Annotated in this window: 26 protein-coding genes and 1 other annotated feature; of the genes, 14 read left to right on the top strand and 12 right to left on the bottom strand. The window is 58.6% G+C overall.

Annotated features, from left to right (window positions below; genetic code table 11):
• The first annotated feature begins 69 nt into the window (after positions 1 to 69).
• Positions 70 to 690, top strand: coding sequence for a glutathione S-transferase family protein (locus QOL81_RS10680; RefSeq protein WP_060440323.1), 621 nt, complete (start codon positions 70 to 72; stop codon positions 688 to 690).
• 13 nt (positions 691 to 703) lie between these two features.
• Here the strand turns inward: QOL81_RS10680 and QOL81_RS10675 are convergent, their stop codons facing one another.
• Positions 704 to 1804 (bottom strand): PQQ-dependent sugar dehydrogenase, encoded by a 1101-nt coding sequence (locus QOL81_RS10675; RefSeq protein ID WP_060440324.1) that lies wholly within the window; start codon positions 1802 to 1804, stop codon positions 704 to 706.
• Between the two features lie 131 nt (positions 1805 to 1935).
• Here QOL81_RS10675 and QOL81_RS10670 point away from each other — a divergent pair, with 131 nt between their 5' ends.
• On the top strand, positions 1936 to 2355 hold the full coding sequence (locus tag QOL81_RS10670; protein ID WP_033654621.1) for a GNAT family N-acetyltransferase: 420 nt from the start codon (positions 1936 to 1938) through the stop codon (positions 2353 to 2355).
• 11 nt (positions 2356 to 2366) lie between these two features.
• Positions 2367 to 3350 (top strand): magnesium and cobalt transport protein CorA, encoded by a 984-nt coding sequence (locus tag QOL81_RS10665; RefSeq protein ID WP_055312326.1) that lies wholly within the window; start codon positions 2367 to 2369, stop codon positions 3348 to 3350.
• 63 nt (positions 3351 to 3413) lie between these two features.
• Here QOL81_RS10665 and QOL81_RS10660 read toward each other — a convergent pair whose 3' ends face one another.
• From QOL81_RS10660 to speB, 4 genes are all read right to left on the bottom strand, one after another.
• Complete coding sequence (locus QOL81_RS10660) at positions 3414 to 4226, bottom strand: nitrilase-related carbon-nitrogen hydrolase (RefSeq protein ID WP_283439815.1); 813 nt, start codon at positions 4224 to 4226, stop codon at positions 3414 to 3416.
• Positions 4223 to 5650 (bottom strand): purine-cytosine permease family protein, encoded by a 1428-nt coding sequence (locus QOL81_RS10655; RefSeq protein WP_283439814.1) that lies wholly within the window; start codon positions 5648 to 5650, stop codon positions 4223 to 4225. The genes QOL81_RS10660 and QOL81_RS10655 overlap by 4 nt, the downstream gene beginning before the upstream one ends.
• Before the next feature lie 31 nt (positions 5651 to 5681).
• Positions 5682 to 7067, bottom strand: coding sequence for a sodium:solute symporter family protein (locus tag QOL81_RS10650; protein ID WP_159317847.1), 1386 nt, complete (start codon positions 7065 to 7067; stop codon positions 5682 to 5684).
• Between the two features lie 77 nt (positions 7068 to 7144).
• Positions 7145 to 8077, bottom strand: coding sequence for an agmatinase (speB, locus tag QOL81_RS10645; protein ID WP_033637774.1), 933 nt, complete (start codon positions 8075 to 8077; stop codon positions 7145 to 7147).
• A gap of 248 nt (positions 8078 to 8325) precedes the next feature.
• On the opposite strand from speB, the gene QOL81_RS10640 reads away from it, so the two are divergent.
• The gene (locus tag QOL81_RS10640; RefSeq protein ID WP_060421547.1) at positions 8326 to 9231 is read left to right on the top strand and encodes a LysR family transcriptional regulator; all 906 of its coding nucleotides are present in this window, start codon (positions 8326 to 8328) and stop codon (positions 9229 to 9231) included.
• On the opposite strand, the gene QOL81_RS10635 is transcribed toward QOL81_RS10640, so the two are convergent.
• Entirely contained in the window at positions 9222 to 10412 is a 1191-nt protein-coding gene (locus tag QOL81_RS10635) for an MFS transporter (protein WP_080440228.1), read from the bottom strand. The two genes, QOL81_RS10640 and QOL81_RS10635, sit on opposite strands and share 10 nt — an antisense overlap.
• 137 nt (positions 10413 to 10549) lie before the next feature.
• Between QOL81_RS10635 and QOL81_RS10630 the strand changes: the two genes are divergently transcribed.
• Positions 10550 to 11434 carry a LysR family transcriptional regulator gene (locus QOL81_RS10630; RefSeq protein WP_060421544.1) on the top strand — a complete coding sequence of 295 codons (885 nt, stop codon included), beginning with the start codon at positions 10550 to 10552 and terminating at the stop codon, positions 11432 to 11434.
• A gap of 15 nt (positions 11435 to 11449) precedes the next feature.
• Here the strand turns inward: QOL81_RS10630 and QOL81_RS10625 are convergent, their stop codons facing one another.
• Positions 11450 to 12274 (bottom strand): SDR family oxidoreductase, encoded by an 825-nt coding sequence (locus tag QOL81_RS10625; RefSeq protein WP_015377257.1) that lies wholly within the window; start codon positions 12272 to 12274, stop codon positions 11450 to 11452.
• Positions 12275 to 12503: 229 nt separating this feature from the next.
• Here QOL81_RS10625 and hisL point away from each other — a divergent pair, with 229 nt between their 5' ends.
• From hisL to hisIE, 9 genes are all read left to right on the top strand, one after another.
• Positions 12504 to 12551, top strand: coding sequence for a his operon leader peptide (hisL, locus tag QOL81_RS10620; RefSeq protein WP_100396937.1), 48 nt, complete (start codon positions 12504 to 12506; stop codon positions 12549 to 12551).
• Positions 12527 to 12653, top strand: a sequence feature (His leader region). It overlaps the preceding gene by 25 nt.
• Before the next feature lie 72 nt (positions 12654 to 12725).
• Positions 12726 to 13625, top strand: a complete 900-nt coding sequence (hisG, locus tag QOL81_RS10615) for an ATP phosphoribosyltransferase (RefSeq protein ID WP_049202244.1) — start codon at positions 12726 to 12728, stop codon at positions 13623 to 13625.
• 4 nt (positions 13626 to 13629) lie between these two features.
• A complete protein-coding gene (gene hisD / locus QOL81_RS10610) occupies positions 13630 to 14937 on the top strand; it encodes a histidinol dehydrogenase (protein WP_283439813.1) in 1308 nt (435 codons plus the stop codon).
• Positions 14934 to 16022, top strand: coding sequence for a histidinol-phosphate transaminase (gene hisC, locus QOL81_RS10605; protein WP_033646737.1), 1089 nt, complete (start codon positions 14934 to 14936; stop codon positions 16020 to 16022). Before hisD ends, hisC begins: the two co-directional genes overlap by 4 nt.
• Complete coding sequence (gene hisB / locus QOL81_RS10600) at positions 16019 to 17086, top strand: bifunctional histidinol-phosphatase/imidazoleglycerol-phosphate dehydratase HisB (protein WP_060421537.1); 1068 nt, start codon at positions 16019 to 16021, stop codon at positions 17084 to 17086. The genes hisC and hisB overlap by 4 nt, the downstream gene beginning before the upstream one ends.
• Positions 17086 to 17676: an imidazole glycerol phosphate synthase subunit HisH gene (gene hisH, locus QOL81_RS10595; RefSeq protein ID WP_033637766.1), complete on the top strand. Its 591-nt coding sequence runs from the start codon at positions 17086 to 17088 to the stop codon at positions 17674 to 17676. Before hisB ends, hisH begins: the two co-directional genes overlap by 1 nt.
• 5 nt (positions 17677 to 17681) lie before the next feature.
• Positions 17682 to 18419: a 1-(5-phosphoribosyl)-5-[(5-phosphoribosylamino)methylideneamino]imidazole-4-carboxamide isomerase gene (hisA, locus tag QOL81_RS10590; protein ID WP_060421534.1), complete on the top strand. Its 738-nt coding sequence runs from the start codon at positions 17682 to 17684 to the stop codon at positions 18417 to 18419.
• On the top strand, positions 18401 to 19177 hold the full coding sequence (gene hisF / locus QOL81_RS10585) for an imidazole glycerol phosphate synthase subunit HisF (protein WP_060440332.1): 777 nt from the start codon (positions 18401 to 18403) through the stop codon (positions 19175 to 19177). Before hisA ends, hisF begins: the two co-directional genes overlap by 19 nt.
• Complete coding sequence (hisIE, locus tag QOL81_RS10580; RefSeq protein ID WP_060421528.1) at positions 19171 to 19791, top strand: bifunctional phosphoribosyl-AMP cyclohydrolase/phosphoribosyl-ATP diphosphatase HisIE; 621 nt, start codon at positions 19171 to 19173, stop codon at positions 19789 to 19791. Before hisF ends, hisIE begins: the two co-directional genes overlap by 7 nt.
• A gap of 74 nt (positions 19792 to 19865) precedes the next feature.
• Here hisIE and gnd read toward each other — a convergent pair whose 3' ends face one another.
• The 5 genes from gnd to QOL81_RS10555 form a co-directional block, all read right to left on the bottom strand.
• Positions 19866 to 21272, bottom strand: coding sequence for an NADP-dependent phosphogluconate dehydrogenase (gene gnd / locus QOL81_RS10575; protein ID WP_004938815.1), 1407 nt, complete (start codon positions 21270 to 21272; stop codon positions 19866 to 19868).
• Between the two features lie 187 nt (positions 21273 to 21459).
• Positions 21460 to 22575: an acyltransferase family protein gene (locus QOL81_RS10570; protein ID WP_070913986.1), complete on the bottom strand. Its 1116-nt coding sequence runs from the start codon at positions 22573 to 22575 to the stop codon at positions 21460 to 21462.
• 119 nt (positions 22576 to 22694) lie between these two features.
• Positions 22695 to 23504: a glycosyltransferase family 2 protein gene (locus QOL81_RS10565; protein ID WP_072265448.1), complete on the bottom strand. Its 810-nt coding sequence runs from the start codon at positions 23502 to 23504 to the stop codon at positions 22695 to 22697.
• A gap of 284 nt (positions 23505 to 23788) precedes the next feature.
• Entirely contained in the window at positions 23789 to 25045 is a 1257-nt protein-coding gene (locus tag QOL81_RS10560) for a glycosyltransferase (RefSeq protein ID WP_060421518.1), read from the bottom strand.
• Positions 25046 to 25052: 7 nt separating this feature from the next.
• Complete coding sequence (locus tag QOL81_RS10555; protein ID WP_070913988.1) at positions 25053 to 26684, bottom strand: glycosyltransferase; 1632 nt, start codon at positions 26682 to 26684, stop codon at positions 25053 to 25055.
• Between the last annotated feature and the right edge of the window lies 1 nt (position 26685).

Raw genomic sequence — 26685 nt, 5'->3', positions numbered from 1 at the left:
TGTGGTGTGACAAAAAGCGCATTGTGGCGTAGGTATTAAGGGTCTTTAATCCGCTAACGGAGTTATCCCATGCTGACCATTTGGGGTCGTGAGAATTCAAACAACGTCAGGAAGGTGCTGTGGTGCGCCGCCGAACTGGGGCTGAGCTATACCCACATCAACGCCGGCGGCGCGTTCGGCAAGGTGAACGAAGAGAGTTACCGCGCGCTGAACCCGAACGGCCTGGTGCCGCTGCTGCAGGACGATGACTTCGTGCTGTGGGAGTCCAACACCATCGTGCGCTACCTGGCGGCGAAATTCGGCGACGCGACGTTCTATCCGCAAGATCTGCAGGCACGCGCCGCCGCCGAGAAGTGGATGGACTGGACTACCTCGACTATCGTCCCGGCCTTCACCATCGTCTTTTGGGGCCTGATACGCACCGCGCCGGAATTGCGCGACATGGCGAAAATCGAAGCGGCGATCGCCACGCTGGAAAAACACTTCGACGTCATTGAACAGGCGCTGGCACATCAGCCTTACCTCTCCGGCGACGCGTTCGGCTTTGGCGATATTCCGCTCGGCAGCTTCGCCTACGCCTGGTTCGAGATGCCGATCGCCCGCCGTTCGCGGCCGAACATGGAGCGCTGGTATCAGCAGCTGCGCACTCGCCCCGCCTACCAGCGCGGCGTGATGAGCGAACTCACCTGATCGCTGCGGGGCGTTACGACGCCCCGACTTTCAGCAGCTTGCCGTCCTGCTCGTCCGTCAGCAGATACAGGTAGCCATCCGGCCCGCTGCGTACCTCGCGAATGCGCTCGCCGCGATCGCCCAGCAACCGCTCTTCCGCCACCACCTTGTCGCCTTCCAGCGTCAGGCGAATCAGTTCCTTTTGCGCCAGCGCGCCGATGAACAGCGAGTGCCGCCAGGCGGGGAAGCGCTGCCCGTCATAAAACGCCATGCCGCTGAGGCCGGGCGAAACCCGCCAATAGTGCAGTGGCTGTTCGGTGCCGGGCACCCGTTCCCCCCTGGCCTCCGGGATCGGCTGGCCGGAATAATTGATGCCGTAGGTGGCCAGCGGCCAGCCGTAGTTTTTACCCGGCTGCGGGAGGTTGAGCTCATCGCCGCCGCGCGGGCCGTGCTCGTGCTCCCAGATCGCGCCGCTCCACGGGTTCAGCGCCAGCCCTTGCGGATTGCGGTGGCCGTAGGACCAAACTTCCGGCCGTTTGCCGGCCTGGCCGACCCAGGGGTTGTCCGGCGGCACTGCGCCTTCGGCGGTCAGCCGCACCAGCTTGCCCTGCAGCTTGTCGGTCTCCTGCGCCGTCGGCCGCTGGTTGTTTTCGCCCAGCGCGATAAACAGGTAGCCCTGCCGGTCGAACGCCAGCTTGCCGCCGAAGTGATTGCCGACCGACAGCTTGGGCAACTGGCGGAAGATCACCTTGAAGTTTTCCAGCCGCGCGCCGTCTTCGCTCAAACGGCCGTAGCCGACCGCCGTGCCGGCTTTGCCGCCCTCGCCCGGCTCGGCGAAGCTGAGGTACACCCGGCGGCTGGCGGCGAAGTCGGGGGCCGGCAACACCTCCAGCAGGCCGCCCTGCCCCTCGGCGTAAACCTGCGGCACGCCGGCGATCGGCGGCGACAGGCCTTTGCCCTGCTGCCACAGCCGCAGCCGGCCGGGCCGCTCGGTGATAAGCAGGCCTTGTTCCGCCGGCAAGAAGGCCAGCGACCACGGGTGTTCCAGACCGTCCTGCAGTTGGCTGACCGTCGGCGCGGCGTGCAGCAGGCCGCTGCACAGCAGCAAACCGGCCAGCAAAGTCAATCGGGGCATGGCATCCTCCTGGGGGTGAAATGACCCGTTTAGTGTAGCCCACTCAGCGGGCTCGGTCGTTTGCATTACATTTCAACAGGTTGCCTTTTGGCCGCAGTGTGCTTAAGTTAACGCATCACCCAGGAGGAATCATGGACATTACCGTTACCGACGCGATTGACGAACACACCCTCGATGCGATCAGGCAAGGCCTGCGCGCTTACAACCTGCCGCATATCGACGCCCGTCACCGCAAGCCGCTCAGCGTCTATGCGCGCGACGAGGCCGGCACGGTGATCGGCGGGCTGACCGCCGAAACCTGGGGCAACTGGCTGAGCGTCGAGTGGCTGTGGGTGGCGGACTCCCAACGCGGCAGCGGCCTCGGCGGCCGGTTGATGCGCGCCGCCGAACGCGAGGCGCAGGCGCGCGGCTGCCGCTACGCTCGCCTGGATACCTTCAGCTTCCAGGCGCGGCCGTTCTACGAAAAACTCGGCTATCAGCTGCAAATGACGCTGAAAGATTATCCGGTGGAACATGAGTGTTATTTTCTCACCAAAACTCTGACTGATTAATGGATGGACGGATGGACAGCAAAAGCATGGTGGTGAACTGTGTGGCGTACAAAGCCGGCCAACGGCTGGGCGAAGTGACCATCGACGATATCAGCGAGGTGGTCAAACAGCCGGACACCTTCGTCTGGCTGGGGCTCCGGCAGCCGGAACCGGCGTTTATGCGCAAGGTGCAGGAGGAGTTCGGCCTGCACGATCTGGCGATCGAAGACGCGCTGTGCGCGCACCAGCGGCCGAAGCTGGAGACCTACGGCGATTCGCTGTTCATCGTGGTTAAAACCGCGCAGTGGGGCGAGCACGACGAAATCGAATACGGTGAAACCCACTTCTTCGTCGGCAAAAACTTTCTGGTGACGGTACGCCACGGCGCCTCGCCCAGCTACGCGCCGATCCGCGCCAAGGCGGAAGAGAACCGCAAGCAGATGTGCCGCGGGCCGGGCTTCGCCCTCTATTCGGTGCTGGACTTCGTGGTGGACAACTACCGCAGCGTGGTGGCGCGCTTCGAGAGCACCATCGAGAACATCGAAGCCAACATGTTCCAGTCGGAATTCGATCAGGCGGCGATCGAGAACGTCTATACCCTGCGCCGCCATCTGCTGGCGCTGCGTAACGCCGCGCTGCCGATGGATGAAATCTGCAACCAGCTGATCCGCCTGCACGAAGAGGTGATCCCGAAAGAGCTGCGCGCCTACGTGCGCGACGTGCAGGATCACGCGCATCAGGTGGTCAGCAATATCGACGACATGCGTGAAATGCTGACCAACGCCATGCACGTCAACCTGGCGCTGGTGACGGTCAAGCAGAACGAAGTGGTGAAACGGCTGGCGGGCTGGGGCGCGATTTTGGCCATTCCGACGGTGGTCTTCAGCCTGTACGGCATGAACTTCGCCGACATGCCGGAGCTGAAGTTCCCGTGGGCCTACCACGCCACGCTGGGGGTGACCGCCGTCGGCTGCATTTTCCTGTATCAGAAGCTGAAGAAATCGGGCTGGCTGTAAGCGCCAAAACGGCGGCTGTTGCCGCCGGCAAAAATCCTCTGCGGGGCAGCCCGCTCGGCCGCTTCAATACAGCATCGGCCGCCGATCGCGATGCACATGATTGTAGCGGCCGATGCGCTTGTCATCAGCCGCGCCGATATCCATCGATGCCAGCACCATGCCTTCGCCCGCCAGGCTCTGCGTCAACGGGTAACCGTCGGCGTCGACGATCGCCGATCCGCCGATCCACGCAACGCCGCGCTCCGTTTCGCAACGATCGCACACCGCGATGAACAGCCGATTGACGGCGGCGTTGGCCTGCGCCTTCACCATCTCCGCCGGCCGTTCGCCCTGCGGGCGCGGCGCCAGCGGCCAGTTGACCGGCGCGCACAGCAACTGAGCGCCGGCCAGCGCCGGCAGCCGCACCCACTCAGGGAATTCGAGATCGTAACAGATCATCACCGCCAACCGGCCAAAGCGGGTCTCGATGACCGGCGGTGGCCGATCGCCGGCGGTAAAAATGGTGCTCTCTTCGTGCCACAGGTGCGCTTTGCGATAAATCGCCCTCACCCCCTGCGCATCGATCAATGCCGCACTGTTGGCCACCTCGCCATCGGGCAGGCGCTCGCAGAAACCGGCGACGATCGCCACATCCAACTCGCGCGCCAGGGCTCCCCACAGGCTGAGGCTCGGCCCGTCTTCGGCCTCGGCCAACGCCCGTGCCTCCGCCTTATCGCGCAGCACGTAGCCGCTGTTCACCAGCTCCGGCAGCACGATGACGTTGGCGCCGCACTGCGCCGCCCGGCGGATCGCCTGGGCGGACAGCGCCCGATTGTGTTCCGCTTCCCCGACCCGCAACGCTAACTGGCAGCATGCGACGCTGATTTTTTCCTTCACTCCCGTTCTCCTTCCAATAAACCCTCGCAGCACAACGCCACCCGCCGTTCGGCTTCAAGATCGAGCTTCCGGCACATCACGACATAAACGCTCCCGGCCACCAGCAGGCCGACCAGAAAAGCGATATCCGCACCGCCCAGTAAAACAGCAAAGGGGCCGGTGTAAAAGCCCAACGTCATGAACGGCACCATCGCCAGCATGCCGATCGCGTAGGCCGTCAGGCCGGAGCGCCCCCAGCGGCCGTAGATCCCCGCCGGGTTGAAGATTTCACCGATCGCGTAATGCCCGCCGCGCACCACGTAAAAGTCCATCAGATTCACCGCCGTCCAGGGCACCAGGAAATACAGCATCAGCAGCACGAAGGTATTGAAGCTGGCGAGATAGCTCGCCGGGATAGCCAACGCCACCGCAAACACCGTCAGGGCGACGACGCCAATGCCGATCATGCGTAATCTCAACGTCGGCGTCACTTTACGGAACGCGTCAATCGCGCTGAGGCTGGTCAGCATCGCGCCATAACAATTGACCGCCATGATGCCGACCAGCGAGGGCACGGCGATCAGCACGGCCAGCGTGCCAAATCCCGGGTAAACGGCATTACCCACCGCCTGTACGCTGCCGATCGCATCGGGGGCCGGTAGGGCTGAGGCCAGAAATGCGCCCAGCGACATCAGCCAAAGCGCCGATCCGGCCGCCCCCAGATAAGTCCAAAAGATCACGTTGGTAGACGGCGTTTCATGCGGCAAATAGCGTGAATAGTCGGAGACGTACACCGCATAGCTGATTTGATAGCCGGCGGCGGCCGACAGCTGAATCAAAAAGGCCGCCCACGAGAAATGCCCGGCGCCGACGGCGGCATCCATCCGCAGCGACAACGCGGCGCCGATCGTCAGCACGCCGAACACCGCCATCATCACATAGGTCAGCCAGCGCTGCACCGCATGCAGCATATCGTGGCCGACGATCGCCAACAGCACGGCCACCGCGATCAGCAACGCATACCAGGGCAGACGGTGCCCCGGCAACACCGTGTTGATCGCATCGGTCGCGAGAATAACGTTGAACACGTTAAAACCGATGTAAACAAACACCACGGCGGCAAAGGGAACGATGGCGCCACGCAGGCCGAATTGGGCCCGCGACTGGATCATCTGCGGCAGCCCCATGCGCGGCCCCTGATTGGCATGACACGCCATGAAGAACGTGCCGAACCCTACGCCGGCGGCAATGGCCAGCATCGAATAAAGCGCGCCCAACCCCAACGCAGGGCCGGTGAAACCGACCACCATCGTCGTCAAAACGAAATTACCGGTAAACCAAAACGGCGCCTGATGCCAAACCTTGCCATGCCGCTCGTGACGGGGCACATAGTCTATCGAGCGCACTTCAATTTTTGGGCGTGACGCCACATTGCGATTGTTCATGTTCCACCTCGTCGCGATCATTAGCCTCGTCTCAACGCTCGGTTTGCGGCTGCAGCTGCGCTGCCGGGCGGCTCAACAGGCTGCCCAACACGAAGGCGACGCCGCCGCCCAGCAGGCCGCCGTAGATCGGGCTGTTGGCGTCGATGCCGTGCCAGATCATCAGCCCCACCACGCACAGGCTGCCGGTCAGCATGCTGGCGATGGCCCCGGCGCTGGTGGCGCGCGGCCAGAAGATCGCCCCCACCAGCGGGATCAGCATGCCGCCCACCAACAGGTTGTAAGCCAGCGTCAGCGCCGCCAGCACGTCGCGTACCACAAACGCCAGCCCCAGCATGACCACGCCCATGAGAAGCGTGGTGAAGCGCCCGGCGGCCAACCCACCGGAAGGTTTGCGCCGGATGGCCGGCAATACGTCCTCCAGCGCGATGGTGGAAGAGGCCAGCAGGCAGGCGCTGGCGGTGGACATCAGCGCTGCCAGGGCCGCGGCGGCCACCAGCCCGCTGACGCCGACCGGCAACACCGCCTGCGCGATGGCGGCAAAGGCGCCGTCGGTGTTGCTGAGCGACGGCAGTACGATCTTGCCGCCCATGCCGATCAGCGCGCCGGTCACGCCGTACAGCACGCAATAGACGCCCGCCCCCAGCCCGGCGAAGCGCGCCACGTTGGCGCTGCGGGCGGTAAACACCCGCTGCCAAATGTCCTGGCCGATCAGAATGCCGAAGAAGTAGATCAGGAAGAACACCAGAATGGTGTCCAGCCCGATCGACGACAGTTGGTAGTAACCGGCGGGCAGCAGGCTGGTGAAGGCTTCCCAGCCGCCGGCCTTGACGATGCTCATCGGCATCAGCACCAGCATCATGCCGACGGTCATGATGATGAACTGAATGATGTCGGTCAGCGTCAGCGACCACATCCCCCCCAGCGTCGAATACAGCACCACCAGCCCGCCGCCGAGCAGGATAGACGCGCTAAACGACAGGCCGAACATCACCTGCATCACGCTGCCGATGGCGATGATCGAGGTCACCGCCACCATCAGGTCATACGCCAGCATGATCGCGCCGCTGGTGACCCGCGCCGCCGGGTGATAGCGCCGCGACAACACCTGGCTGACGGTATACAGCTTCAACTTGAGCAGCGGCTTGGCCAGCACCAGGCTCAGCACCACGATGCCCAGCCCGAGCGCACCGCACAGCCAGACGCCGGAGATGCCGTAGGTGTAGCCGAGTTTGACGCTGCCGATGGTCGACGCGCCGCCGAGCACCACCGCCGACAGCGTGCCCAAATACAGCCCCGGCCCCAGATTGCGCCCGGCGACCAGATACGCCTCTTTGGAATTGGCGCGGCGAATGCCCATCCACCCCACCGCGCCTATCACCAGAAAGTAAAACACCACGACCAGCAGATCGAGATTCATGGGTACCTCCACTCCGTTGTTATTGTTATCAGGGGCCCCGACGCAACCGCTCCGCCGGTAGGGTCAGCGCACCGGCCTCAGCGGGCCGGCAGCACGCACAACATTTCAAACAGCAGGTTGGCGGCCAGCAGCGCCGTGTTGCCGGAGCGATCGTAAGGTGGCGACACCTCCACCACGTCGCCGCCCACCAGGTTCAGCCCGTGGCAGCCGCGCACGATCTCCAGCCCCTGCCAGACCGACAGCCCGCCGACTTCCGGCGTGCCGGTGCCCGGTGCGAAGGCCGGATCCAGTCCGTCGATATCGAAGCTGAGGTAAACCGGCGCATCGCCCATCTGTTCGCGGATCTCCGCCATCAGCGGCGTCAGCGACCGGTGCCAGCAGGCCTCGGCCGGCACCACGCGGAAGCCCTGGCGCCGTGACCAGTCGAAGTCGTCCGCCGCATAGCCGCTGCCGCGCAGGCCAATCTGCACCACCTTTTCCGGCGCCAGCAGCCCCTCCTCGAACGCGCGGCGGAAGGTGGTGCCGTGCGCCAGCTGTTCGCCGAACATCTCCTCGTTGGTGTCGGAATGCGCATCGACGTGAATCAGCCCGACCGGGCCATGCCGACGGGCGACGGCGCGCAGCACCGGCAGCGTCAGCGTGTGGTCGCCGCCGAGCGTCAACGGCATGCAGCCGTGCGCCAGGATCTCGTGGTAAGCCGCCTCGATGCGCTGCACGCTGTCCGCCAGGCTGTAAGGGTTGATGGCGACATCCCCCAGATCGGCCACCTGCAGACGTTCGAACGGGGCGGAGCCGGTGCCCATGTTGTAAGGGCGGATCATCACCGACTCCTGGCGGATCTGGCGCGGGCCATAGCGGGTGCCGCTGCGGTTGGAGGTGCCGATATCCAGCGGAATGCCGACAAAGGCGGCATCCAGACCGTGCGCCTGGTCGGCCGCGGGCAGGCGCATCATGGTGGGAATACCGGCAAAGCGCGGCATGTCGTTACCGCTTTGGGGTTGGTTCAGCATAGCGTTTCCTTGTCTTTATCTGCGATGAATTGAAACATTTGAGCAACATTCGCAGACTACCCCGTTGGCCACCCCGGCTACCATTCCCGCTTTTGCATGTAAACATCGAAAAACGCGATGCAACTAACTTATTGAAGTATTGATTTTTATTTCCAATTCATGCCATAAGGAAGGCCATATCTTCAGCGCCGCCCCTATTTCTTCGATGTTAAAAATGGGTTAACCGGCCGACGTTCTGCGGAGGGGGAATGCTCACCAACCTAAGCGATATCGATCTGAAACTGCTGCGGGTGTTCGTCGCGGTGGCAGAAGCCCAGGGCGTCAGCGCCGCGCAGGAAACGCTGCTGATGAACCAATCCACCATCAGCACCCACCTGGCCTCGCTGGAAACCCGGCTGGGTTTTCGCCTGTGCCAACGCGGCCGCTCAGGCTTCCGGCTGACGCCCAAGGGCGAACGCATGCTGATCGCCTGCCGTTCGCTGTTCAACGCCGCCCGCGACTTCACCCGGGTCAGCCAGTCGCTGAACGGCCTGCTGACCGGCGATCTGCAGATCGGTCTGGTGGATAATCTGGTTTCGCTGCCGGGCAACCCGTTCAGCCAGGCCATCAAACACTTCCAGCGCCGACATCAGGACGTGCAATTGCAGTGCCGCATCTGTTCACCGAACGAGATTGAGCAGGGGCTGCTGCACCGGCAGCTCGATCTGGGCATCGGCTACTTCGGCCAACAGTTGGAGGCGTTGCGTTATCAGTCATGGCTGGAGGAGACGCAGGCGATCTACTGCAGCGCGGATCACCCGCTGTTCGCGGTGGAAGAACCGGAGCGCGAGCAGATTGAAAACGCGCGTTGGGTCAAGCGCGGCTACCTGCTGGCGCAGCAGCTGTGCCCGATCGCGCCGCCTCACCTGGCTGCGGTGGCCCACCATATGGAAAGCGTCGCCCATCTGGTACTGAGCGGTTCCTGTCTCGGCTACCTGCCCACCCACTACGCGGCGCGCTGGGTGGAACAGGGGCTGCTGCGGCAGCTGGGCGGCGCGGCGCTCTCTTACCGCGCCACGCTCAGCCTGGTCAGCCGCCCTGTCCAGCCCGACGAGGCGTTGAACGCGCTGCTGGAGGATTTGGCGCGCGCCGCACGCCAATCACCTCATCGCTGAGAGGCCAGCGCCCGATTCATGGCAAACAGCGTGCCGGTTAAAGACAGGATGAGGAGCCCGATGATGGCCCAGGCAAAAGAGGCCGCTCCGCCCTTGTCGAGCAGCATGCCGCCGATCGCGCCACCGGCGGCCACGGCGGTATTCCAGCCCGTCGTATACATGGACTGCGCCATATCGGCCGCGCGGCCGGAAAGGCGTGACAATGCCGTCTGCGTGAGGGTGGCGAAACCGCCGAAAGCCACGCCCCACAATGCGACCGCGAGATAAACCATCGGGGCTATCCGTCCCCCACTCCCCAGCAGCACGGCGGCGAGGGCAAAGGTGACGATGCTCATTACCGTAAGAGATTGGACTCGTCGATCGACCAGCATCCCGGCGACGCCCAATCCGGCAATCGCGCCCAGCCCGAAGATAAACAGCACGATATCGACCCGCTCGGATAACCCCGACGGTTTGAGGAAAGGCTCCAGGTAGATATACAGAATGTTGTGGGCAACGATGAAGGTGAACACCACGAACAGCACGGCGCGGATCCCGCATTGCAAGAATACGCCGCTCAGAGACGGGCGATGCGCCTTAGCCTGGCCGGGGAAATCCGGCACGATGGCGATGATCCACACCACGAGCATCACCGCCATCAACGTCATCAGGCCAAAGGCGCCTTGCCAGCCGATGGCTCGGCCAAGCAACGTGCCGAGCGGTACGCCAAGCACCAGCGCCAGGGTGGCGCCGGCGCCGGAGATCGCAATAGCGCGGCCGCCAAGATGGGCCGGTGACATGCGCACGGCGTAACCGGCCAGCAAGGACCAAACGATGCCGCCGAAAACGCCGGCGAAGAAACGCGTCGCCAATGAGACGTGGTAATCATGCGACAGCGCCGTGACGAGGTTGACGATGGCAAAGCCGCCGATCGCACTCAAGAGCAAGGGGCGGCGCCGCATGCCCTGCGTCAATGCGGTGAGCGGAATGGCGGCGACCAACGCCCCCACCGCATAGGCGGTGATGAATTGCCCCGCCAGGCTTTCAGACACGCTCAAATCGCCCGCAATCGAAGAAAGCACGCCCGCCGGCATGATCTCGGTCAGCAGCGTGATAAAAGCGGCCATCGCCAACGCCAGCAGGCCCCCCAGCGGCAACCGCTCGCTGCTCGCGGCAGGCGCAGATATCGTCGTTTGATTCATCAATCACTCCTCATTCAAAGATGTTTCCGCCCATTGCGGATGACGTTTGCATCATGCTGCCCACTCGCCGATAAAAGAAAAACAGGCTAAAGTGAATAACACTCATGACGTAAAGGTCATCAATAGAATGGAAGCCTATGGAAAGCTTGGGTTCTCTCGACGTTTTCGTGCGGGTCAGTGAAAGCCGCAGTTTCACGGCGGCCGGGCAACAGCTGGGGATCTCCGCGTCGGCGGTCAGCAAAACCATCGCCCGGCTGGAGGAACGGCTCAGCGTGCGGTTATTTCACCGCTCCACCCGCACGGTCAACCTGACGCCGGAAGGCGCCTTGTTCCTAGAGAGGTGCCGACGCATTTTGAGCGAGGTGAAAGACGCGGAAGCCGAACTGTTGCAAACGCGAGGAACGCCCCAGGGTAAGCTGCGCATCAGTCTCCCGTCGCTGGGCACGCTTTTCATGCCAAAACTGGGGGACTTCAAGCGCCGCTATCCTGAGATCGAGCTGGATATTGATTATTCGGATCGGTTGGTTGACGTGATTGAGGAAGGTTTCGATGCCGTTATCCGCAGCGGCACCCCGAGCGATTCACGGCTGGTTGCCCGCCGGTTGGGGACCTGCCGCAAGGTTTTCGTTGGCGCGCCAAGCTATTTCAGCCAAGCGGGTATGCCGAGCAAGCCCGAGGATCTGACAAGCCATGCCCGTTTGCATTATCGCTTTCCCAGCACCGGCAAACTGGATGTCTGGCCGCTGGGGGACAAGACGGAGACGATCCCCGAACGGCCGGCCAGCATGGTGACAAATACCCTCGATCCGCAGGTGTGCTTCGCGGAGCAAGGGCTCGGCATCGCTTATTTGCCGGAGATCGCCGTGCGCAGACAGCTGGAACAGGGCAGCCTGGTGACGGTTCTGGATGAATACGACCGCGAGAACATGGTTTTTCATGTCCTCTGGCCGTCGGGCCGCCACCTGTCAGTCAAAATCAGGCTGTTCGTCGACTTTGTGACGAGCCACCTTTTCCCGCTTTAAACGACGTATGCTGCCTTAACTGACCGGCATGCGCGCCGGATCGGGATACTGGTACTCAAAACCCAGCTCGTTGCAGATGCGGTTGCCGTCCACCAGCCGCTCATCCTGCTCCGCTTCGTCGGCGAACTGCGGCGGCTCCAGGTGCAGCTGCTCGGCCAGCGCCGGATAAAATTCGCGTTTGGCCGGATGACGCGGCGCGCACAGGTTGTACACGTGACCGCCCTTCGGCAGCTTCAGCAACAGCTGGATGGCGGCGATGACGTCGTCCTGGTGCACCAGATTCACCCCCTGCGAACCGCCCTTCACATCGAGCTTGCCCGCCAGGAAGCGACCGGGGTGACGATCGGCGCCCACCAGCCCCGCCAGCCGCAGAATGTCCACCGAGGTGTTCGGCAATTCATGCAGCCAGCGCTCCAGCTCGGCCAGCACCCGGCCCGACGGCGAGACCGGCCGCAGCGGCGACTCTTCGCGCAGCGTGCCGGCGGTTTCGCCGTACACCGAGGTGGAACTGGTAAAGATCACCCGCGGCACGCCGAAGGCCATCGCGCTGTCCACCAGCATACGCACCGCATTGAAATAGTTCTCGCTGCCTTCGACGGTGCGGCGAGCGGGCAGCGTCACCACCAGCGCATCCACGCGCAGCAGCGATTCCAGATCGTCCGGATCGCACACCAGCTCCGGCGTCAGCTCCAGTTGATAGCATTCGATGCCGCTCATGCGCGCGGCCTCGACGCCGTCCGGCGTGGTTTTGCTGCCGACCACATCATACCCGCGCCCCATCAGCGACAGCGCCAACGGCATGCCCAGCCAACCCAAACCAATAATGGCTACCTTTTTCATCCTCTTCCTCTCCTGAAGATCGCAGCGCCCTACCCCTAAGGCTACGCCACTGTGCACGACGATACAATCTGCCCGGCTTAAGGTTAGGTAAAGCCGTCTGTGGCTAATAACCTAACCTGTTTCAATAAATTAAATTTATGACGTTAAAAAAGGGTTGCGCGGTGGACAGCGGATAGTTTAGCTTAATTGGCATACGGTTTTTACCGGCTTTTGATTAGAGAAAAACACCATGACACGCGTTCAGTTCAACCACCATCATCACCATCACCCTGACTAGTCTTTCAGGCGATGAGTGCTGGAAGACGGTTTGTTAATCTTCCAGTGGCGCGCAGAACGCAAGAGAGAGCCCTCGGAAGATTTCTTCCGAGGGTTTTTTTTTTGGCTCCGGACAGACAGAAAAGAATAGTTTTTACAATAAATTCATAAAATTACAGATTAAACAGAGGTTACCATGCTGGACAAGACACGTTTACGGATCGCAATGCAGAAGTCGGGCCGCCTGAGCGATGAATCCCAGGAGCTGCTGGCGCGCTGCGGCATCAAGATCAACCTGCAGCAACAGCGCCTGATCGCCTTCGCGGAAAACATGCCGATCGATATCCTGCGCGTGCGCGACGACGACATTCCGGGCCTGGTGATGGACGGCGTGGTCGATCTGGGCATCATCGGCGAAAACGTGCTGGAAGAAGAGCTGCTCAGCCGCCGCGCTCAGGGCGAAGACCCGCGCTACTTCACCCTGCGCCGCCTCGATTTCGGCGGCTGCCGCCTGTCGCTGGCCACCCCGCTCGATGCCGAATATACCGGTCCGCAAAACCTGCAGGACGCCCGCATCGCCACCTCTTACCCGCACCTGCTGAAGCAATACCTCGACAAGCAGGGCGTGCGCTTTAAATCTTGCCTGCTGAACGGCTCGGTGGAAGTGGCGCCGCGCGCCGGCCTGGCCGACGCCATCTGCGATCTGGTCTCTACCGGCGCCACGCTGGAGGCCAACGGCCTGCGCGAAGTGGAAGTGATCTACCGCTCCAAGGCCTGCCTGATTCAGCGCGACGGTGAAATGCCGGAAGCCAAGCAGCAGCTGATCGACCGCCTGATGACCCGCATTCAGGGCGTGATCCAGGCGCGCGAATCCAAATACATCATGCTGCACGCGCCGAGCGAGAAGCTGGACGAGATCGTCGCGCTGCTGCCGGGCGCCGAGCGCCCGACCATTCTGCCGCTGGCCGGCGCGCAGAACCGCGTGGCGATGCACATGGTGAGCAGCGAAACCCTGTTCTGGGAAACCATGGAAAAACTGAAAGCGCTCGGCGCCAGCTCGATTCTGGTGCTGCCGATTGAAAAGATGATGGAGTAACGCCATGTCGACCTTCAACACGCCGATCGATTGGGCAACGTGCAGCGCCGAACGCCAGGCCGAGCTGCTGATGCGCCCGGCAATCGCCGCTTCCGATAGCATCACCCGCGCGGTGAGCGAGATCCTCGACAACGTGAAGGCCAACGGCGATCGGGCGCTGCGCGACTACAGCGCCCGTTTCGACAAGGCGGACGTCGCCGCGCTGCGCGTCAACGCCGAGCAGATCGCCGCCGCCTGCGCCCGACTGGGCGATGACATCAAACAGGCGATGGCGGTGGCCGTCGCCAACGTGGACACCTTCCACAACGCGCAGCGACTGCCGCCGGTGGACGTCGAAACGCAGCCGGGCGTGCGCTGCCAGCAGGTGACCCGCCCAATCGACTCGGTGGGCCTGTATATTCCCGGTGGATCGGCGCCGCTGTTCTCCACCGTGCTGATGCTGGCGACGCCGGCGCGCATCGCCGGTTGCCGCCGGGTGGTGCTGTGCTCGCCGCCGCCGATCGCCGATGAGATCCTGTATGCGGCGCAGCTGTGCGGCGTGCAGGAAGTGTTTCAGGTCGGGGGCGCGCAGGCGATCGCCGCCCTGGCGTTCGGCACCGAAAGCGTGCCGCGCGTGGCGAAAATCTTCGGGCCGGGCAACGCCTTCGTGACCGAAGCCAAGCGACAGGTCAGCCAGCGTCTCGACGGCGCGGCCATCGACATGCCGGCCGGGCCTTCGGAGGTGCTGGTGATCGCCGACGCCGGCGCCACCCCGGCGTTCGTCGCTTCCGATCTGCTGTCGCAGGCCGAACACGGCCCGGATTCGCAGGTGATTCTGCTGACGCCGGACGCGGCAATGGCGCAGGCAGTGGCCGAAGCGGTGGAAAGCCAGCTGGCCGAGCTGCCGCGCGCCGAGACCGCCCGCCAGGCGCTGGCGAGCAGCCGCCTGATCGTAGCGCGCGATCTGCCTGAGTGCGTGGCCATCAGCAACCGCTACGGCCCGGAGCACCTGATCATTCAGACCCGCAATGCGCGCGAGCTGGTAGACGGCATCACCAGCGCCGGCTCGGTGTTCCTCGGCGACTGGTCGCCGGAGTCCGCCGGCGATTACGCCTCCGGCACCAACCACGTGCTGCCGACCTACGGCTACACCGCCACCTGCTCCAGCCTGGGGCTGGCCGATTTTCAAAAACGCATGACGGTGCAGGAGCTGACGCCGCAGGGCTTCAGCAACCTGGCCGCCACCATCGAGACGCTGGCTGCCGCCGAGCAGCTGATCGCCCACAAGAACGCCGTGACCCTGCGCGTCGCCGCCCTGAAGGAGCAAGCATGAGCATCGAAAAACTGGCACGCGCCAACGTTCGCGAGCTGACCCCTTATCAATCGGCGCGTCGCCTCGGCGGTAAGGGCGACGTGTGGCTCAATGCCAACGAATACCCGATCGCGCCCGAGTTCCAGCTGACCGCGCAAACCTTCAACCGCTATCCGGAGTGCCAGCCGGCGTTGGTGATCGAACGCTACGCCGCCTACGCCGGGGTGAAGAAAGAGCAGGTGCTGGTCAGCCGCGGCGCCGATGAAGGCATCGAGCTGCTGATCCGCGCCTTCTGCGAGCCGGGTAAAGACGCCATCTTGTTCTGCCCGCCGACCTACGGCATGTACGCCGTCAGCGCCGAAACCTTCGGCGTGGAGCGCCGCACCGTAGCCGCCAAAGAAGACTGGCAGCTGGATCTGCCGGCCATCGCAGACAGCATGGACAACGTGAAGCTGATCTACGTCTGCAGCCCGAACAACCCGACCGGCAACCTGATCGATCCGGACTCTCTGCGCAACCTGCTGGAGCTGGCCAAAGGCAAGGCGATCGTCGCGGTGGACGAAGCCTATATCGAGTTTTGCCCGCAGGCCTCGGTGGCCGGGTGGCTGAGCGACTATCCGCACCTGGCTATCCTGCGCACGCTGTCGAAGGCCTTTGCGCTGGCCGGCCTGCGCTGCGGCTTTACGCTCGCGAACGAAGATCTGATCGCCCTGCTGCTGAAAGTGATCGCGCCTTACCCGCTTTCGACGCCGGTGGCGGATATCGCCGCGCAGGCGCTGAGCGAAGAAGGTATCCGCACCATGCGCCAGCGCGTCACCGACATTGCCGCCACCCGCAGCTGGCTGCAGCAACAGTTGGAAAAATGCGCCTGCGTCGAGCAGGTTTTCGCCAGCGACAGCAATTACCTGCTGGCCCGCTTCACCGCCTCAAGTAATGTGTTTAAAAGCTTGTGGGATCAGGGCATTATCTTACGAGACCAAAACAAACAGCCCGGGTTGTCCGGCTGCCTGCGCATCACCATAGGCACCCGCGACGAATGTCAACGCGTGGTGGACGCCTTGTCCGCCCTGCCCGGTGCCAACCAGACTCGCCAGGAGCCAATGTGAGCCAAAAAATCCTCTTTATCGATCGTGACGGCACGCTGATCGCCGAGCCACCGGAAGATTTCCAGGTTGACCGCCTGGACAAGCTGGCGCTCGAGCCGGACGTGATCCCTTCCCTGCTGGCGCTGCAACAGGCGGGGTATCAGCTGGTGATGATCACCAATCAGGATGGGCTCGGCACCGCCAGTTTCCCGCAGGAAACCTTCGATCCGCCGCACAACCTGATGATGCAGATCCTCAGCTCGCAGGGCATTCAGTTCGCCGATGTGCTGATCTGCCCGCACCTGCCGGCGGACAACTGCGACTGCCGCAAGCCGAAAACCGCGCTGGTGAAGGGTTACCTCGAACCCGGCGTGCTGAATGCCGCCCACAGCTACGTGATCGGCGATCGGCCGACCGACGTGCAGCTGGCGGAAAACATGGGCATCCATGGGCTGCGCTACCAGCGCGGCGTGCTGGGCTGGAAAGAGATCGTGCGCCAGCTGACGCTGCGCGATCGCCACGCGCGGGTTAATCGCGTGACCAAAGAGACGCAGATCGACGTCAACGTGTGGCTGGATCGCGAAGGCGGCAGCAAGATCAAAACCGGCGTCGGCTTCTTCGATCACATGCTGGATCAGATCGCCACCCACGGCGGCTTCCGCATGGAGATCGACGTCAAAGGCGATCTGTATATCGACGATCACCACACGGTGGAAGACACCGGCCTGGCGCTGGGTGAAGCGCTGAACAAGGCGCTCGGCGACAAGCGCGGCATCGCCCGCTTCGGCTTCGTGTTGCCGATGGACGAATGCCTGGCGCGCTGCGCGCTGGATATCTCCGGCCGCCCGCACCTGGAGTACAAGGCCGAGTTCAACTATCAGCGCGTCGGCGATCTCAGCACCGAAATGGTCGAGCACTTCTTCCGTTCGCTCTCTTACACCATGGGCTGCACGCTGCACCTGAAGACCAAGGGCAAAAACGACCACCACCGGGTCGAGAGCCTGTTCAAAGTGTTTGGCCGCACGCTGCGCCAGGCGATCCGCGTCGAGGGCAATACCCTGCCGAGCTCGAAAGGAGTGCTGTGATGAACGTGGTGATTTTGGATACCGGCTGCGCCAACCTGGCCTCCGTCACCTACGCGGTGCGGCGCCTGGGCTATCAGCCGGAGGTGAGCCGCGATCCGGAGATCGTGCTGCGCGCCGACAAGCTGTTCCTGCCGGGCGTCGGCACCGCACAGGCGGCGATGGATCAACTGCGCGAGCGCGATCTGATCGAACTGATCAAGGCCTGCACGCAGCCGGTGCTGGGCATCTGCCTCGGCATGCAGCTGCTGGCGGCCAGCAGCGAAGAGAACGGCGGCGTGACCACGCTCGGCCTCATCGATACGCCGGTCAAGCAGATGACCGACTTCGGCCTGCCGCTGCCGCACATGGGCTGGAACCAAGTGTCCGCGCAGGCGGGCCACCATCTGTTCCGCGGCATCGATGACGGCGCCTACTTCTATTTCGTTCACAGCTATGCGATGCCGATATGCCCCAGCACCATCGCCCAGGCGAACTACGGCGAGCCCTTCACCGCCGCCGTGCAAAAAGACAACTTCTTCGGCGTGCAGTTTCATCCAGAACGATCTGGAGCGGCCGGCGCGCAACTGTTGAAAAACTTTCTGGAGATGTAGGCAGCATGATTATTCCGGCTTTGGATTTGATCGACGGCAACGTGGTGCGTTTGCATCAGGGCGATTACGGCCAACAGCGCGACTACGGCAACGATCCGCTGCTGCGCCTGCAGGACTATCAACAACAGGGCGCCCAGGTGCTGCACCTGGTCGATTTGACCGGCGCCAAGGATCCGGCGGCGCGCCAGATCCCGCTGCTGCGCAAGCTGTTGGCGGGGGTTGACGTACCGGTGCAGGTCGGCGGCGGCATCCGCAATGAGCAGGACGTCAGCGCCCTGCTGGAGGCCGGCGCCACGCGCGTGGTGATCGGCTCCACCGCGGTGAAACAGCCGCAGTTGGTGCAGAGCTGGTTCGAGCGCTACGGCGCCGACGCGCTGGTGCTGGCGCTGGACGTGCGCATCGACGCGCAGGGCGTGAAACGCGTAGCCATTAGCGGCTGGCAGGAGGATTCCGACGCCACGCTGGAACAGGTGGTGGAGCAGTTCCTGCCCTACGGGCTCAAGCACGTGCTATGCACCGACATTTCGCGCGACGGTACGCTGGCTGGGTCCAACGTGGCGCTGTATCAGGAGATCGGCCGCCGTTATCCGCAGGTGGCCTTCCAGGCCTCGGGCGGCATCGGCAATCTGGACGACATCGCCCAGCTGCGCGGCAGCGGCGTTGCCGGCGTGATCGTGGGGCGCGCCCTGCTGGAAGGTAAATTTAGCGTTGAGGAGGCGATCGCATGCTGGCAAAACGGATAATCCCGTGCCTGGATGTTAAAGACGGGCAAGTGGTGAAAGGCGTGCAGTTCCGCAACCACGAAATCATCGGCGACATTGTGCCGCTGGCGCAGCGCTATGCGCAAGAAGGTGCGGACGAGCTGGTGTTTTACGATATCACCGCCTCGAGCGACGGCCGGGTGGTGGACAAAAGCTGGGTATCGCGCGTGGCGGAGGTGATTGATATCCCGTTCTGCGTCGCCGGCGGCATTAAAAGCGCCGAGGACGCCAGCCAGATCCTGTCTTTCGGCGCCGACAAGATTTCAATCAACTCGCCGGCGCTGGCCGATCCTGAGCTGATTAGTCGCCTGGCGGAACGCTTCGGCGTGCAGTGCATCGTGGTAGGCATCGACACCTGGTTCGACAGTGAAACCGGCAAGTATCACGTCAACCAATATACCGGCGATGAGAGCCGCACCCGCATCACCCAGTGGGAAACCCTCGACTGGATACAGGAAGTGCAGCGCCGCGGCGCCGGTGAGATCGTGCTGAACATGATGAACCAGGACGGCGTGCGCAACGGTTACGATCTGCAGCAGCTGCGCCTGGTGCGCGAGGCCTGCAAGGTACCGCTGATCGCCTCCGGCGGCGCGGGCACCATGGAGCACTTCCTGGAAGCGTTCCGCGATGCGGACGTCGACGGCGCGCTGGCGGCGTCGGTGTTCCACAAACAAATCATCAATATCGGCGAACTGAAAAGGTTCCTGGTTGAACAAGGCGTGGAGATTCGCGTGTGCTGACAGAACAACAGAGAAACCAGCTGGACTGGGAAAAAACCGACGGCCTGATGCCGGCCATCGTGCAGCACGCCGTTTCCGGCGACGTGCTGATGCTGGGTTACATGACGCAGGAAGCGTTGGCGGCTACCGAGCAGAGCGGCAACGTCACCTTCTTCTCACGCACCAAGCAGCGTCTGTGGACCAAGGGGGAAAGCTCCAGCCATTTCCTCAAGGTGGTCAGCATCACGCCGGACTGCGATAACGACACGCTGCTGGTATTGGCCAACCCGATCGGCCCGACCTGCCACCTCGGCAACAGCAGCTGCTTCCACCCGGCCGCCAGCGACTGGGCGTTCCTCTATCAGCTGGAGCAGCTGTTGGCGGAGCGCAAGCACGCCAGCCCGGATAGCTCGTACACCGCCAGCCTGTATGCCAGCGGCACCAAGCGCATCGCGCAGAAGGTCGGGGAGGAAGGCGTGGAAACCGCGCTGGCCGCCACGGTCAACGATCGCGAAGAGCTGACCAACGAAGCTTCGGACCTGATCTATCACCTGCTGGTGCTGCTGCAGGACCAGGATCTGGATCTGAGCGCGGTGATCGGCCGGCTGCGCGAGCGGCATCAGAAAAAAGCGTAACGTTAAATCGCGCGCAATAAAAAAGCCGCCGGGCGTTAACCTCGGCGGCTTTTTTTATCGCTCAACGGGCGGGGTTATTCCATCCATTCGGTATGGAACACGCCTTCCTTGTCGATGCGTTTGTAGGTGTGCGCGCCGAAGTAGTCGCGCTGCGCCTGGATCAGGTTCGCCGGCAGCACCGCGGAGCGGTAGCTGTCGTAGTAGGCGATCGCGGCGGAGAAGGTTGGCGTAGGGATACCGTTCTGCACGGCATAAGCCACCACGTCACGCAGCGCCTGCTGGTATTCGTCGGCGATTTGCTTGAAGTATGGCGCCAGCAACAGGTTGGCGATATCGGCGTCCGCCGCATACGCGTCAGTGATCTTCTGCAGGAACTGGGCGCGGATGATGCAGCCGGCGCGGAAGATCTTAGCGATTTCGCCGTAGTGCAGATCCCAGTTGTTTTCTTTAGACGCGGCTTTCAGCTGAGAGAAGCCCTGCGCGTAGGACACGATCTTGCCCAGATACAGCGCGCGACGCACTTTCTCGATGAATTCGGCTTTGTCGCCGGTGAACGGCGCCACTTTCGGGCCTGTCAGCACTTTAGAGGCAGCAACGCGCTGGTCTTTCAGCGAGGACAGGTAGCGTGCGAACACCGATTCGGTGATCAGAGACAGCGGTTCGCCCAGATCCAGCGAGCTCTGGCTGGTCCACTTGCCGGTGCCTTTATTGGCGGCTTCGTCCAGGATCACATCGACCAGGTATTTACCCTCTTCGTCTTTCTTGGTGAAGATGTCTTTGGTGATGTCGATCAGGTAGCTGTTCAGCTCACCCTTGTTCCACTCGGCGAAGGTTTCGGCCAGCTGCTCGTTGCTCAGGTTCAGCGCCTGCTTCAGCAGAGAATAGGCTTCGGCAATCAGCTGCATGTCGCCGTATTCGATACCGTTGTGCACCATTTTCACATAGTGGCCGGCACCGTCTGCGCCGATGTAGGTCACGCAAGGCTCGCCTTCCGCAACCGCAGCGATTTTCTCCAGGATTGGCGCCACCAGCTCGTAAGCTTCTTTCTGGCCGCCAGGCATGATGGAAGGCCCTTTCAGCGCGCCCTCTTCACCGCCGGAAACGCCGGTGCCGATGAAGTTGAAGCCCTGGTCGGACAGTTCGCGGTTACGACGGATGGTGTCCTGATAGTAGGTGTTGCCGCCGTCGATCAGGATATCGCCCTTGTCCAGGTGCGGAGTCAGCGAGGCAATGGTTTTATCCGTCGCTTCGCCCGCTTTCACCATCAGCAGGATGCGGCGCGGTTTTTCCAGCGATTCAACAAACTCTTCAACGGTGTAATACGGCGCCAGGTTTTTGCCCGGGTTCTCAGCGATCACTTCGTCAGTCTTGTCGCCAGAACGGTTGAAAATGGAAACGGTGTAACCCCGGCTCTCGATGTTCAGCGCGAGGTTGCGGCCCATTACCGCCATGCCGACAACGCCGATTTGTTGCTTGGACATTTAGGAACTCCTGTCTGAGGATGACCCTGCCGGCAACGTCAGCCAGCAGGTTTTGTGATGTGGCACACATGTTAACTCAGGATTGAACCGGGTGGGTAGTGATTGGTGCGATAGGTCACATAATTGTCTTCTCGTAAGATGGTTATATGCGCTATCGCCAGTGAAAACGGGGCAATGACGGAAAAAGTTACTTCTTGATAAAATGTTTTTCAAAGAAGTGCCACGATAATGATGCCATTACCAACGTTAGCGCCAATACCAGTGCGAGTGATTGACCATGAGTTAACCAATCTAATTTCTTGATAGAAAGCAAGATCGGTAAATGCCATAGATAGATGCCGTAAGAAATCGTTCCGCAATAGTAAAGTGGGTACAATACTCTTTTCAGGAATGGTGTAATTTTAAGCGAACAGAGGGTCAACACGATCATGCCAAATGCCGCCGCCAGCAGGGTCCGGAAGAAGATAACCATCGCAGGATAATTCCAGAAAGATGAATACTTCAGGTATATACACATTACGCCTGTGGTAAGTGCAACGGCCAAAATCATTAAGGAAATTGTAGAATATTTTCTGCTGGAAACCAACTTCTGACCAAGTTCAGAAGTGAGCAAACGGGCAAGTAAAATCCCCACGGCGAACTCATCTAACATGCCCGGAAGCTGAGTGGCGCTGACAAATAATTTGAAAACGCCAAGTGGTTGTTGTAAATCGACGAGATACACTGCAGCCAAGCGCCAGGCATAGGAAATACCCAACGAGCAGAGTAGCAGCACCCACCATTTAACATGTTTTAGCCAATGTGCGGTGAGTGCAATAAGTATATAAAATTGCATCTCTACACCAAGCGACCAGTTACTTCCATTAATAGCGCCGTGCAAATCATAACTAAGGTTATGTATAAATAGTAAATGAGAGAACAGGTTTATTGAAAAATGATTAAAGAGAAGATAGGGAGAAACAAAAATGACAAAAACAGCCAACGTCAAGTAATGAAGCGGTACAATTCTATTGAGACGACGCTTCATAAAAGGGACAAAAAATTTATCTTTTCCACTTCTATCCAGTTGGTTGAAGGCTGACATAGCAATAACAAAACCGGAAATAACGAAAAACATATCGACCCCCATCCAACCAAAGCGGAACCACAGCCACGGCCAATTGGTAGGGAAAGAGCTCCAGTTAAAATGCTCTATGACATGGTAAACAACGACAGATATCGCGGCAAAGCCTCTAAGGATATCAATTGAATCAAAGTGATACTTCACGTTCTGAGTTCTTTCTTTTTGCTGTATTGGTTGCATCGCTATCTTGTCCTTAATAAGACAATTCATTTAAATACAAGCTCAAAAATCGTTAACGACTTGATCTTGGAAAGTCATGGTTAAATTTTGACTTATTTTATTCCCACTCCCTGATTAAGCTATTTTTGTTTTGGCAATTGGCTCAGGCAACTCTGGTTAAGGAATTCTTTATCCCGGTCGAAAAACCATCCCCATTTATTAAAATATTTTATTGCGGAAATTATATGGTATACAAGAAAACGCTTGTCTTGATAAGAACGACGCTGAGACTCGTGAATCACCAGGGATTCAGGGAAATAACGTGTCTTATGTTTCAAGCAAATTCTACGAGAAAGATCGACATCTTCAAGATACAAAAAGAAGCGAGTATCAAAATACCCGACATCCTGAATAGCCTGATTACTCACTAACATAAAACAACCGGAAAGAGACGGTGCAAAGAAAGACTTAGTGTAGTCTGCACAATGCAATTCATACCGCTGATTCAAAGATCGCGAGAAACGAGACACAAATCGACGAGCAAAAAGTTGATAAGGCGAGGGTAACAATTTACAACCATGCTGTAACCGTCCATCTGGATAGACGATTTTAGGGATAGCCAACCCCAAGGCTTCCACTTGACTGAATCGGTAGAGCTTATCTACCTCCCCCTTCTCAAAGGCAATATCTGGATTGCAAATTAAAAAATAATCGGCAAGATTTTTAAACCTTTCAAAAACAGCATTATGGCCAGCACCAAACCCCGCATTATCTTTCGTTCGAATAATCTCGAGCTTTGGCTCATTTAAATTTAGAAGCCAATCGCAATAACTGCCATTGTCAACAATGACCAGTTTAGAAATACTTTCCTCTGCAAGAAGAGAAGCCAATGTCTTCTGAACAGATTGATATTCATGTCGGTACAATACAAGAGATGCAATTATTTTCACTTAACATACCAAGGTTTAAAGTACAGTCAGGGGAAACATAAACTTCCTGAAGAGTTTTAAGATGAATCCATGTCACAGTTGAATCTGCCAACAAATTTTTCATCATAAAGCAGTACGCTTCAACACCAGGCTAAACATTGAAAATATTATTTTCATCGTTCACCGCTAACCTACGTGCTAAAAAGTTCATATCTAAAACCTCAACGGTGATTTTAGATATGAACTACGTTAAAAAGCCCCGCACATAACTATGTACAGGGCTTACAGCGAGAAACAGGACGAATTTAGTTCAGAAAGCGACGCTTAATACCTTTGATGCCTTCATTCTTTAATACTTCCCAACCTTTCTTACCCATTGTGACGCCAGTACGGGGATTGGAAAGCGAACGCTTAATAATGCCAACAAAACGATCTTTATCAAACTCAGCATTACCACCGCGGAATCCAGGGGTGAGCACCGTGCTGAACTGACGCAATGCATCATCTTTACTGCTATTATCGAACAACTCAGGGTATTCTTTTGGACCTTGTTGCAGCCACCACTGATTATAGGTATTCGCATCAAACGGCGTAGGGAAAGCTTTTTGCAAATCAATACGCTCACGGTAAACCAGGCGCTGCGCCTTTGAAATGGCAGAGCCATCGGAATGCAGGCCGTAAGCCCACACCACTTTGGCTAAAGGATCCTGCGCAAGATTCTTCGTCTGATCGTCATACCAATCAATCAGTTTGTGCACATCAGAATTATCCCCGGCATTTTTAGAAGCCATGATTCGATGAGCGCCGCTGTCGAAGCCTGTGAAGTGGTAGAAGCCTAACGGTTCACCATCAACAAAGTAATTTCCTTTCTCGTCAACGGTAAAATCGCGAGTTGTTAAATTCCAGGTGGCCACGTTGTGGCGGCTGGAACGCATGATCGCCACGTCGTTGAAGAAGGCAGGGACCAGATCGATCCAACGTTGGTCGGTAAACAGGCCGTTTGGAATGTCTGCACGGCAGAAATGATAAATGCGCTCTCCCCACCATTTTGCAAAAGAGAGGCCGACATCGGTTGCCGCTACCGCGCAGAAACCCAGATTATACACGCCATGCTTCAGACTGCAGATCTCGTTATCCATCACAGCGGATAGAGACGTTTCAGGTTTTGTCTGGTGTGGTGTCAGCACGACATTCGCAGAGTCCAATGCCTCCAGAATGTCATCGAGGCGAGAAAAGACCACCGTATCGGGATCAAGATAGATAACCTTTTTACAGCCAGGCAGTTGCAGCAACCGTGCCAGCATAAAAGGTTTAATCGCCGTCGCCAATTCCACGATGGTGTGGCAGTATGCCCAACCTTTCCAATCCGGGATGTCTAATTCAGAAACTGAGACGACTTCGTCAAACGGTTCATTGCTAAGATCAATTTCAGGCCGTTTCTCATCGGCCAAGGCGAGGTGAATTGTCCATTCAGGGTGATATTTACGAATAGACTGAAACAGCATTCTCACTTTCGGAATATAGTTAAACGCTGCGCTAGTAAAAACATGAATCTCAGACATACCTGCCTCATTGGATTGTATAAATTTTTCGGTGGAATTTTATCAACTCTTGCAAGACGTTGCCAGCAGACATTGAGGACAAAATCAAACCGTTTGGATAATTCTTAAGTCGTTCAGCAGGCGCTCCCAGATTAAAGCAAGCGACGGGATAACCAAGCTCAACCATTTCCTGTACGACGTAGGAAAACGTCTCGGGCCAGATCGAAGGGAATAAAATAACATTCACCCCTTTATCTTCGAGCAAATCTGGCAACTCACTCTGCTTATAAGGACCTGTCTGAGTGACGATATCTGATGGACACGAGGCTTCAATAGCGCCGATAATGACAATATCCACCGGACAACCCGTTTTCTTGATTTCGAGGGCTAACTCTTTAACAAACTCAGCCCCTTTGTGATACCCAATTTGCCCTACGACACCAATGCGTAATCTCTCTTTTTGCTGAACTTCAGCCTTTCTAGGCATATAGCTCACAACGTGTGGAGCGACCACCGTTTTTTCTGGTTGTATTTGATGGTAAACACGCCGATAAATATCCAACGTATTTTGAGAAAAAGTAATAAATTTATCTGAAGCGATAATCAATCCGCCCCACTGATCGCGCCACTCATTAATATCTCCGGATTCAAATAATGTTGTAAATCCGTACGTGTTATTTTTTAAGCATGAATGGCAAACTTGAGGATCAGGAACATCACAATATTTTCCTTTGTCATCGATCAGAAAATGCGAAGGACAAATAGGGAAAAGATCGTGAGCCAATGTCGTCAATGTAGCATTGGTTTTAAGCTTCAGATCGAGCAAAAAACTCGGGATGGTTTCAGGGTTTACAAATGAAACCCCGGTATTATAGACGATCTCCTGAATTTTCACATAATTCAAAAGTTCAAAAACAAACCCTTCATCCGGAATTTTATAATGCCCCTCGGTGCGCTCACTTTTGACAATCAATTTATAAGACAGTGTTCTTATATTGAATGCAAGAACCAGTGCAGAGAACCCATCTCCGATCTTATCTTGTATCAGCCTGTTTCTATAATGATTAGCGCCCCCGCCCAGATCATGATCCAGGAAAAAGATAACCTTCTCTCGTTCTTTAGGATTTAAAATTTTAGAAATATCGCTCGCGACATTTAACCCTGTAGTGGCGTCATGGCGCTTATATCGTTTTATTTTATTATAAAGCAGGGAGATATTCCCACCTTTAAGTAACATCAAAGCACGTTTGACGAGCACATACATTTGCTTTAAAACAATTTTTTTATTTATAGCCGCTTCGTTATTATCATTGCCGGCGTGGATATAATGGCTTTCTGGCACATCAATGCTATCCGTCGTACCGTCCTCGTAGGTGCAAAGCAGTTTTAAGCGATGCTGTGCCACGGATGTACTGAATGAGCCATAAACAATATACCCCGAATGAGCAGCTTGCTCGAATTCAGAAAAATAGGAACCTACATCCTCTCGGCTTTTACCATAGTCAATGTTAATGCTAGATAATATACCACTTTCATCAACCTGGAGTAATGCGAGCCGCTTAATACTTTTGGTTTTGCTAAATATCCAGCCATAACTGAAGACCGTTGTCCCTCTTTTGACCATCGAGTCAATTGACCAATGAAGCGTCTCACTGCTCATA

Source organism: Serratia sp. CC22-02, assembly GCF_900182895.1.
GTDB lineage: Bacteria > Pseudomonadota > Gammaproteobacteria > Enterobacterales > Enterobacteriaceae > Serratia > Serratia nevei.
Note: the sequence above shows the minus strand (reverse complement) of the source record. Positions and strands in the feature narration are given on the sequence as shown.

What these genes read in the sequence shown, in the direction of transcription:
- QOL81_RS10655 (WP_283439814.1), bottom strand. Translation starts at nt 5,650, where the DNA reads ATGAACAATCGCAATGTGGCGTCACGCCCAAAAATTGAAGTGCGCTCG.
- QOL81_RS10555 (WP_070913988.1), bottom strand. Translation starts at nt 26,684, where the DNA reads ATGAGCAGTGAGACGCTTCATTGGTCAATTGACTCGATGGTCAAAAGA.
- QOL81_RS10680 (WP_060440323.1), top strand. Translation starts at nt 70, where the DNA reads ATGCTGACCATTTGGGGTCGTGAGAATTCAAACAACGTCAGGAAGGTG.
- QOL81_RS10670 (WP_033654621.1), top strand. Translation starts at nt 1,936, where the DNA reads ATGGACATTACCGTTACCGACGCGATTGACGAACACACCCTCGATGCG.
- hisD (WP_283439813.1), top strand. Translation starts at nt 13,630, where the DNA reads ATGTCGACCTTCAACACGCCGATCGATTGGGCAACGTGCAGCGCCGAA.
- QOL81_RS10675 (WP_060440324.1), bottom strand. Translation starts at nt 1,804, where the DNA reads ATGCCCCGATTGACTTTGCTGGCCGGTTTGCTGCTGTGCAGCGGCCTG.
- QOL81_RS10570 (WP_070913986.1), bottom strand. Translation starts at nt 22,575, where the DNA reads ATGCAACCAATACAGCAAAAAGAAAGAACTCAGAACGTGAAGTATCAC.
- hisF (WP_060440332.1), top strand. Translation starts at nt 18,401, where the DNA reads ATGCTGGCAAAACGGATAATCCCGTGCCTGGATGTTAAAGACGGGCAA.
- hisC (WP_033646737.1), top strand. Translation starts at nt 14,934, where the DNA reads ATGAGCATCGAAAAACTGGCACGCGCCAACGTTCGCGAGCTGACCCCT.
- hisG (WP_049202244.1), top strand. Translation starts at nt 12,726, where the DNA reads ATGCTGGACAAGACACGTTTACGGATCGCAATGCAGAAGTCGGGCCGC.
- hisA (WP_060421534.1), top strand. Translation starts at nt 17,682, where the DNA reads ATGATTATTCCGGCTTTGGATTTGATCGACGGCAACGTGGTGCGTTTG.
- QOL81_RS10650 (WP_159317847.1), bottom strand. Translation starts at nt 7,067, where the DNA reads ATGAATCTCGATCTGCTGGTCGTGGTGTTTTACTTTCTGGTGATAGGC.
- QOL81_RS10630 (WP_060421544.1), top strand. Translation starts at nt 10,550, where the DNA reads ATGGAAAGCTTGGGTTCTCTCGACGTTTTCGTGCGGGTCAGTGAAAGC.
- hisH (WP_033637766.1), top strand. Translation starts at nt 17,086, where the DNA reads ATGAACGTGGTGATTTTGGATACCGGCTGCGCCAACCTGGCCTCCGTC.
- QOL81_RS10560 (WP_060421518.1), bottom strand. Translation starts at nt 25,045, where the DNA reads ATGTCTGAGATTCATGTTTTTACTAGCGCAGCGTTTAACTATATTCCG.
- QOL81_RS10640 (WP_060421547.1), top strand. Translation starts at nt 8,326, where the DNA reads ATGCTCACCAACCTAAGCGATATCGATCTGAAACTGCTGCGGGTGTTC.
- speB (WP_033637774.1), bottom strand. Translation starts at nt 8,077, where the DNA reads ATGCTGAACCAACCCCAAAGCGGTAACGACATGCCGCGCTTTGCCGGT.
- QOL81_RS10665 (WP_055312326.1), top strand. Translation starts at nt 2,367, where the DNA reads ATGGACAGCAAAAGCATGGTGGTGAACTGTGTGGCGTACAAAGCCGGC.
- QOL81_RS10635 (WP_080440228.1), bottom strand. Translation starts at nt 10,412, where the DNA reads ATGAATCAAACGACGATATCTGCGCCTGCCGCGAGCAGCGAGCGGTTG.
- gnd (WP_004938815.1), bottom strand. Translation starts at nt 21,272, where the DNA reads ATGTCCAAGCAACAAATCGGCGTTGTCGGCATGGCGGTAATGGGCCGC.
- QOL81_RS10625 (WP_015377257.1), bottom strand. Translation starts at nt 12,274, where the DNA reads ATGAAAAAGGTAGCCATTATTGGTTTGGGTTGGCTGGGCATGCCGTTG.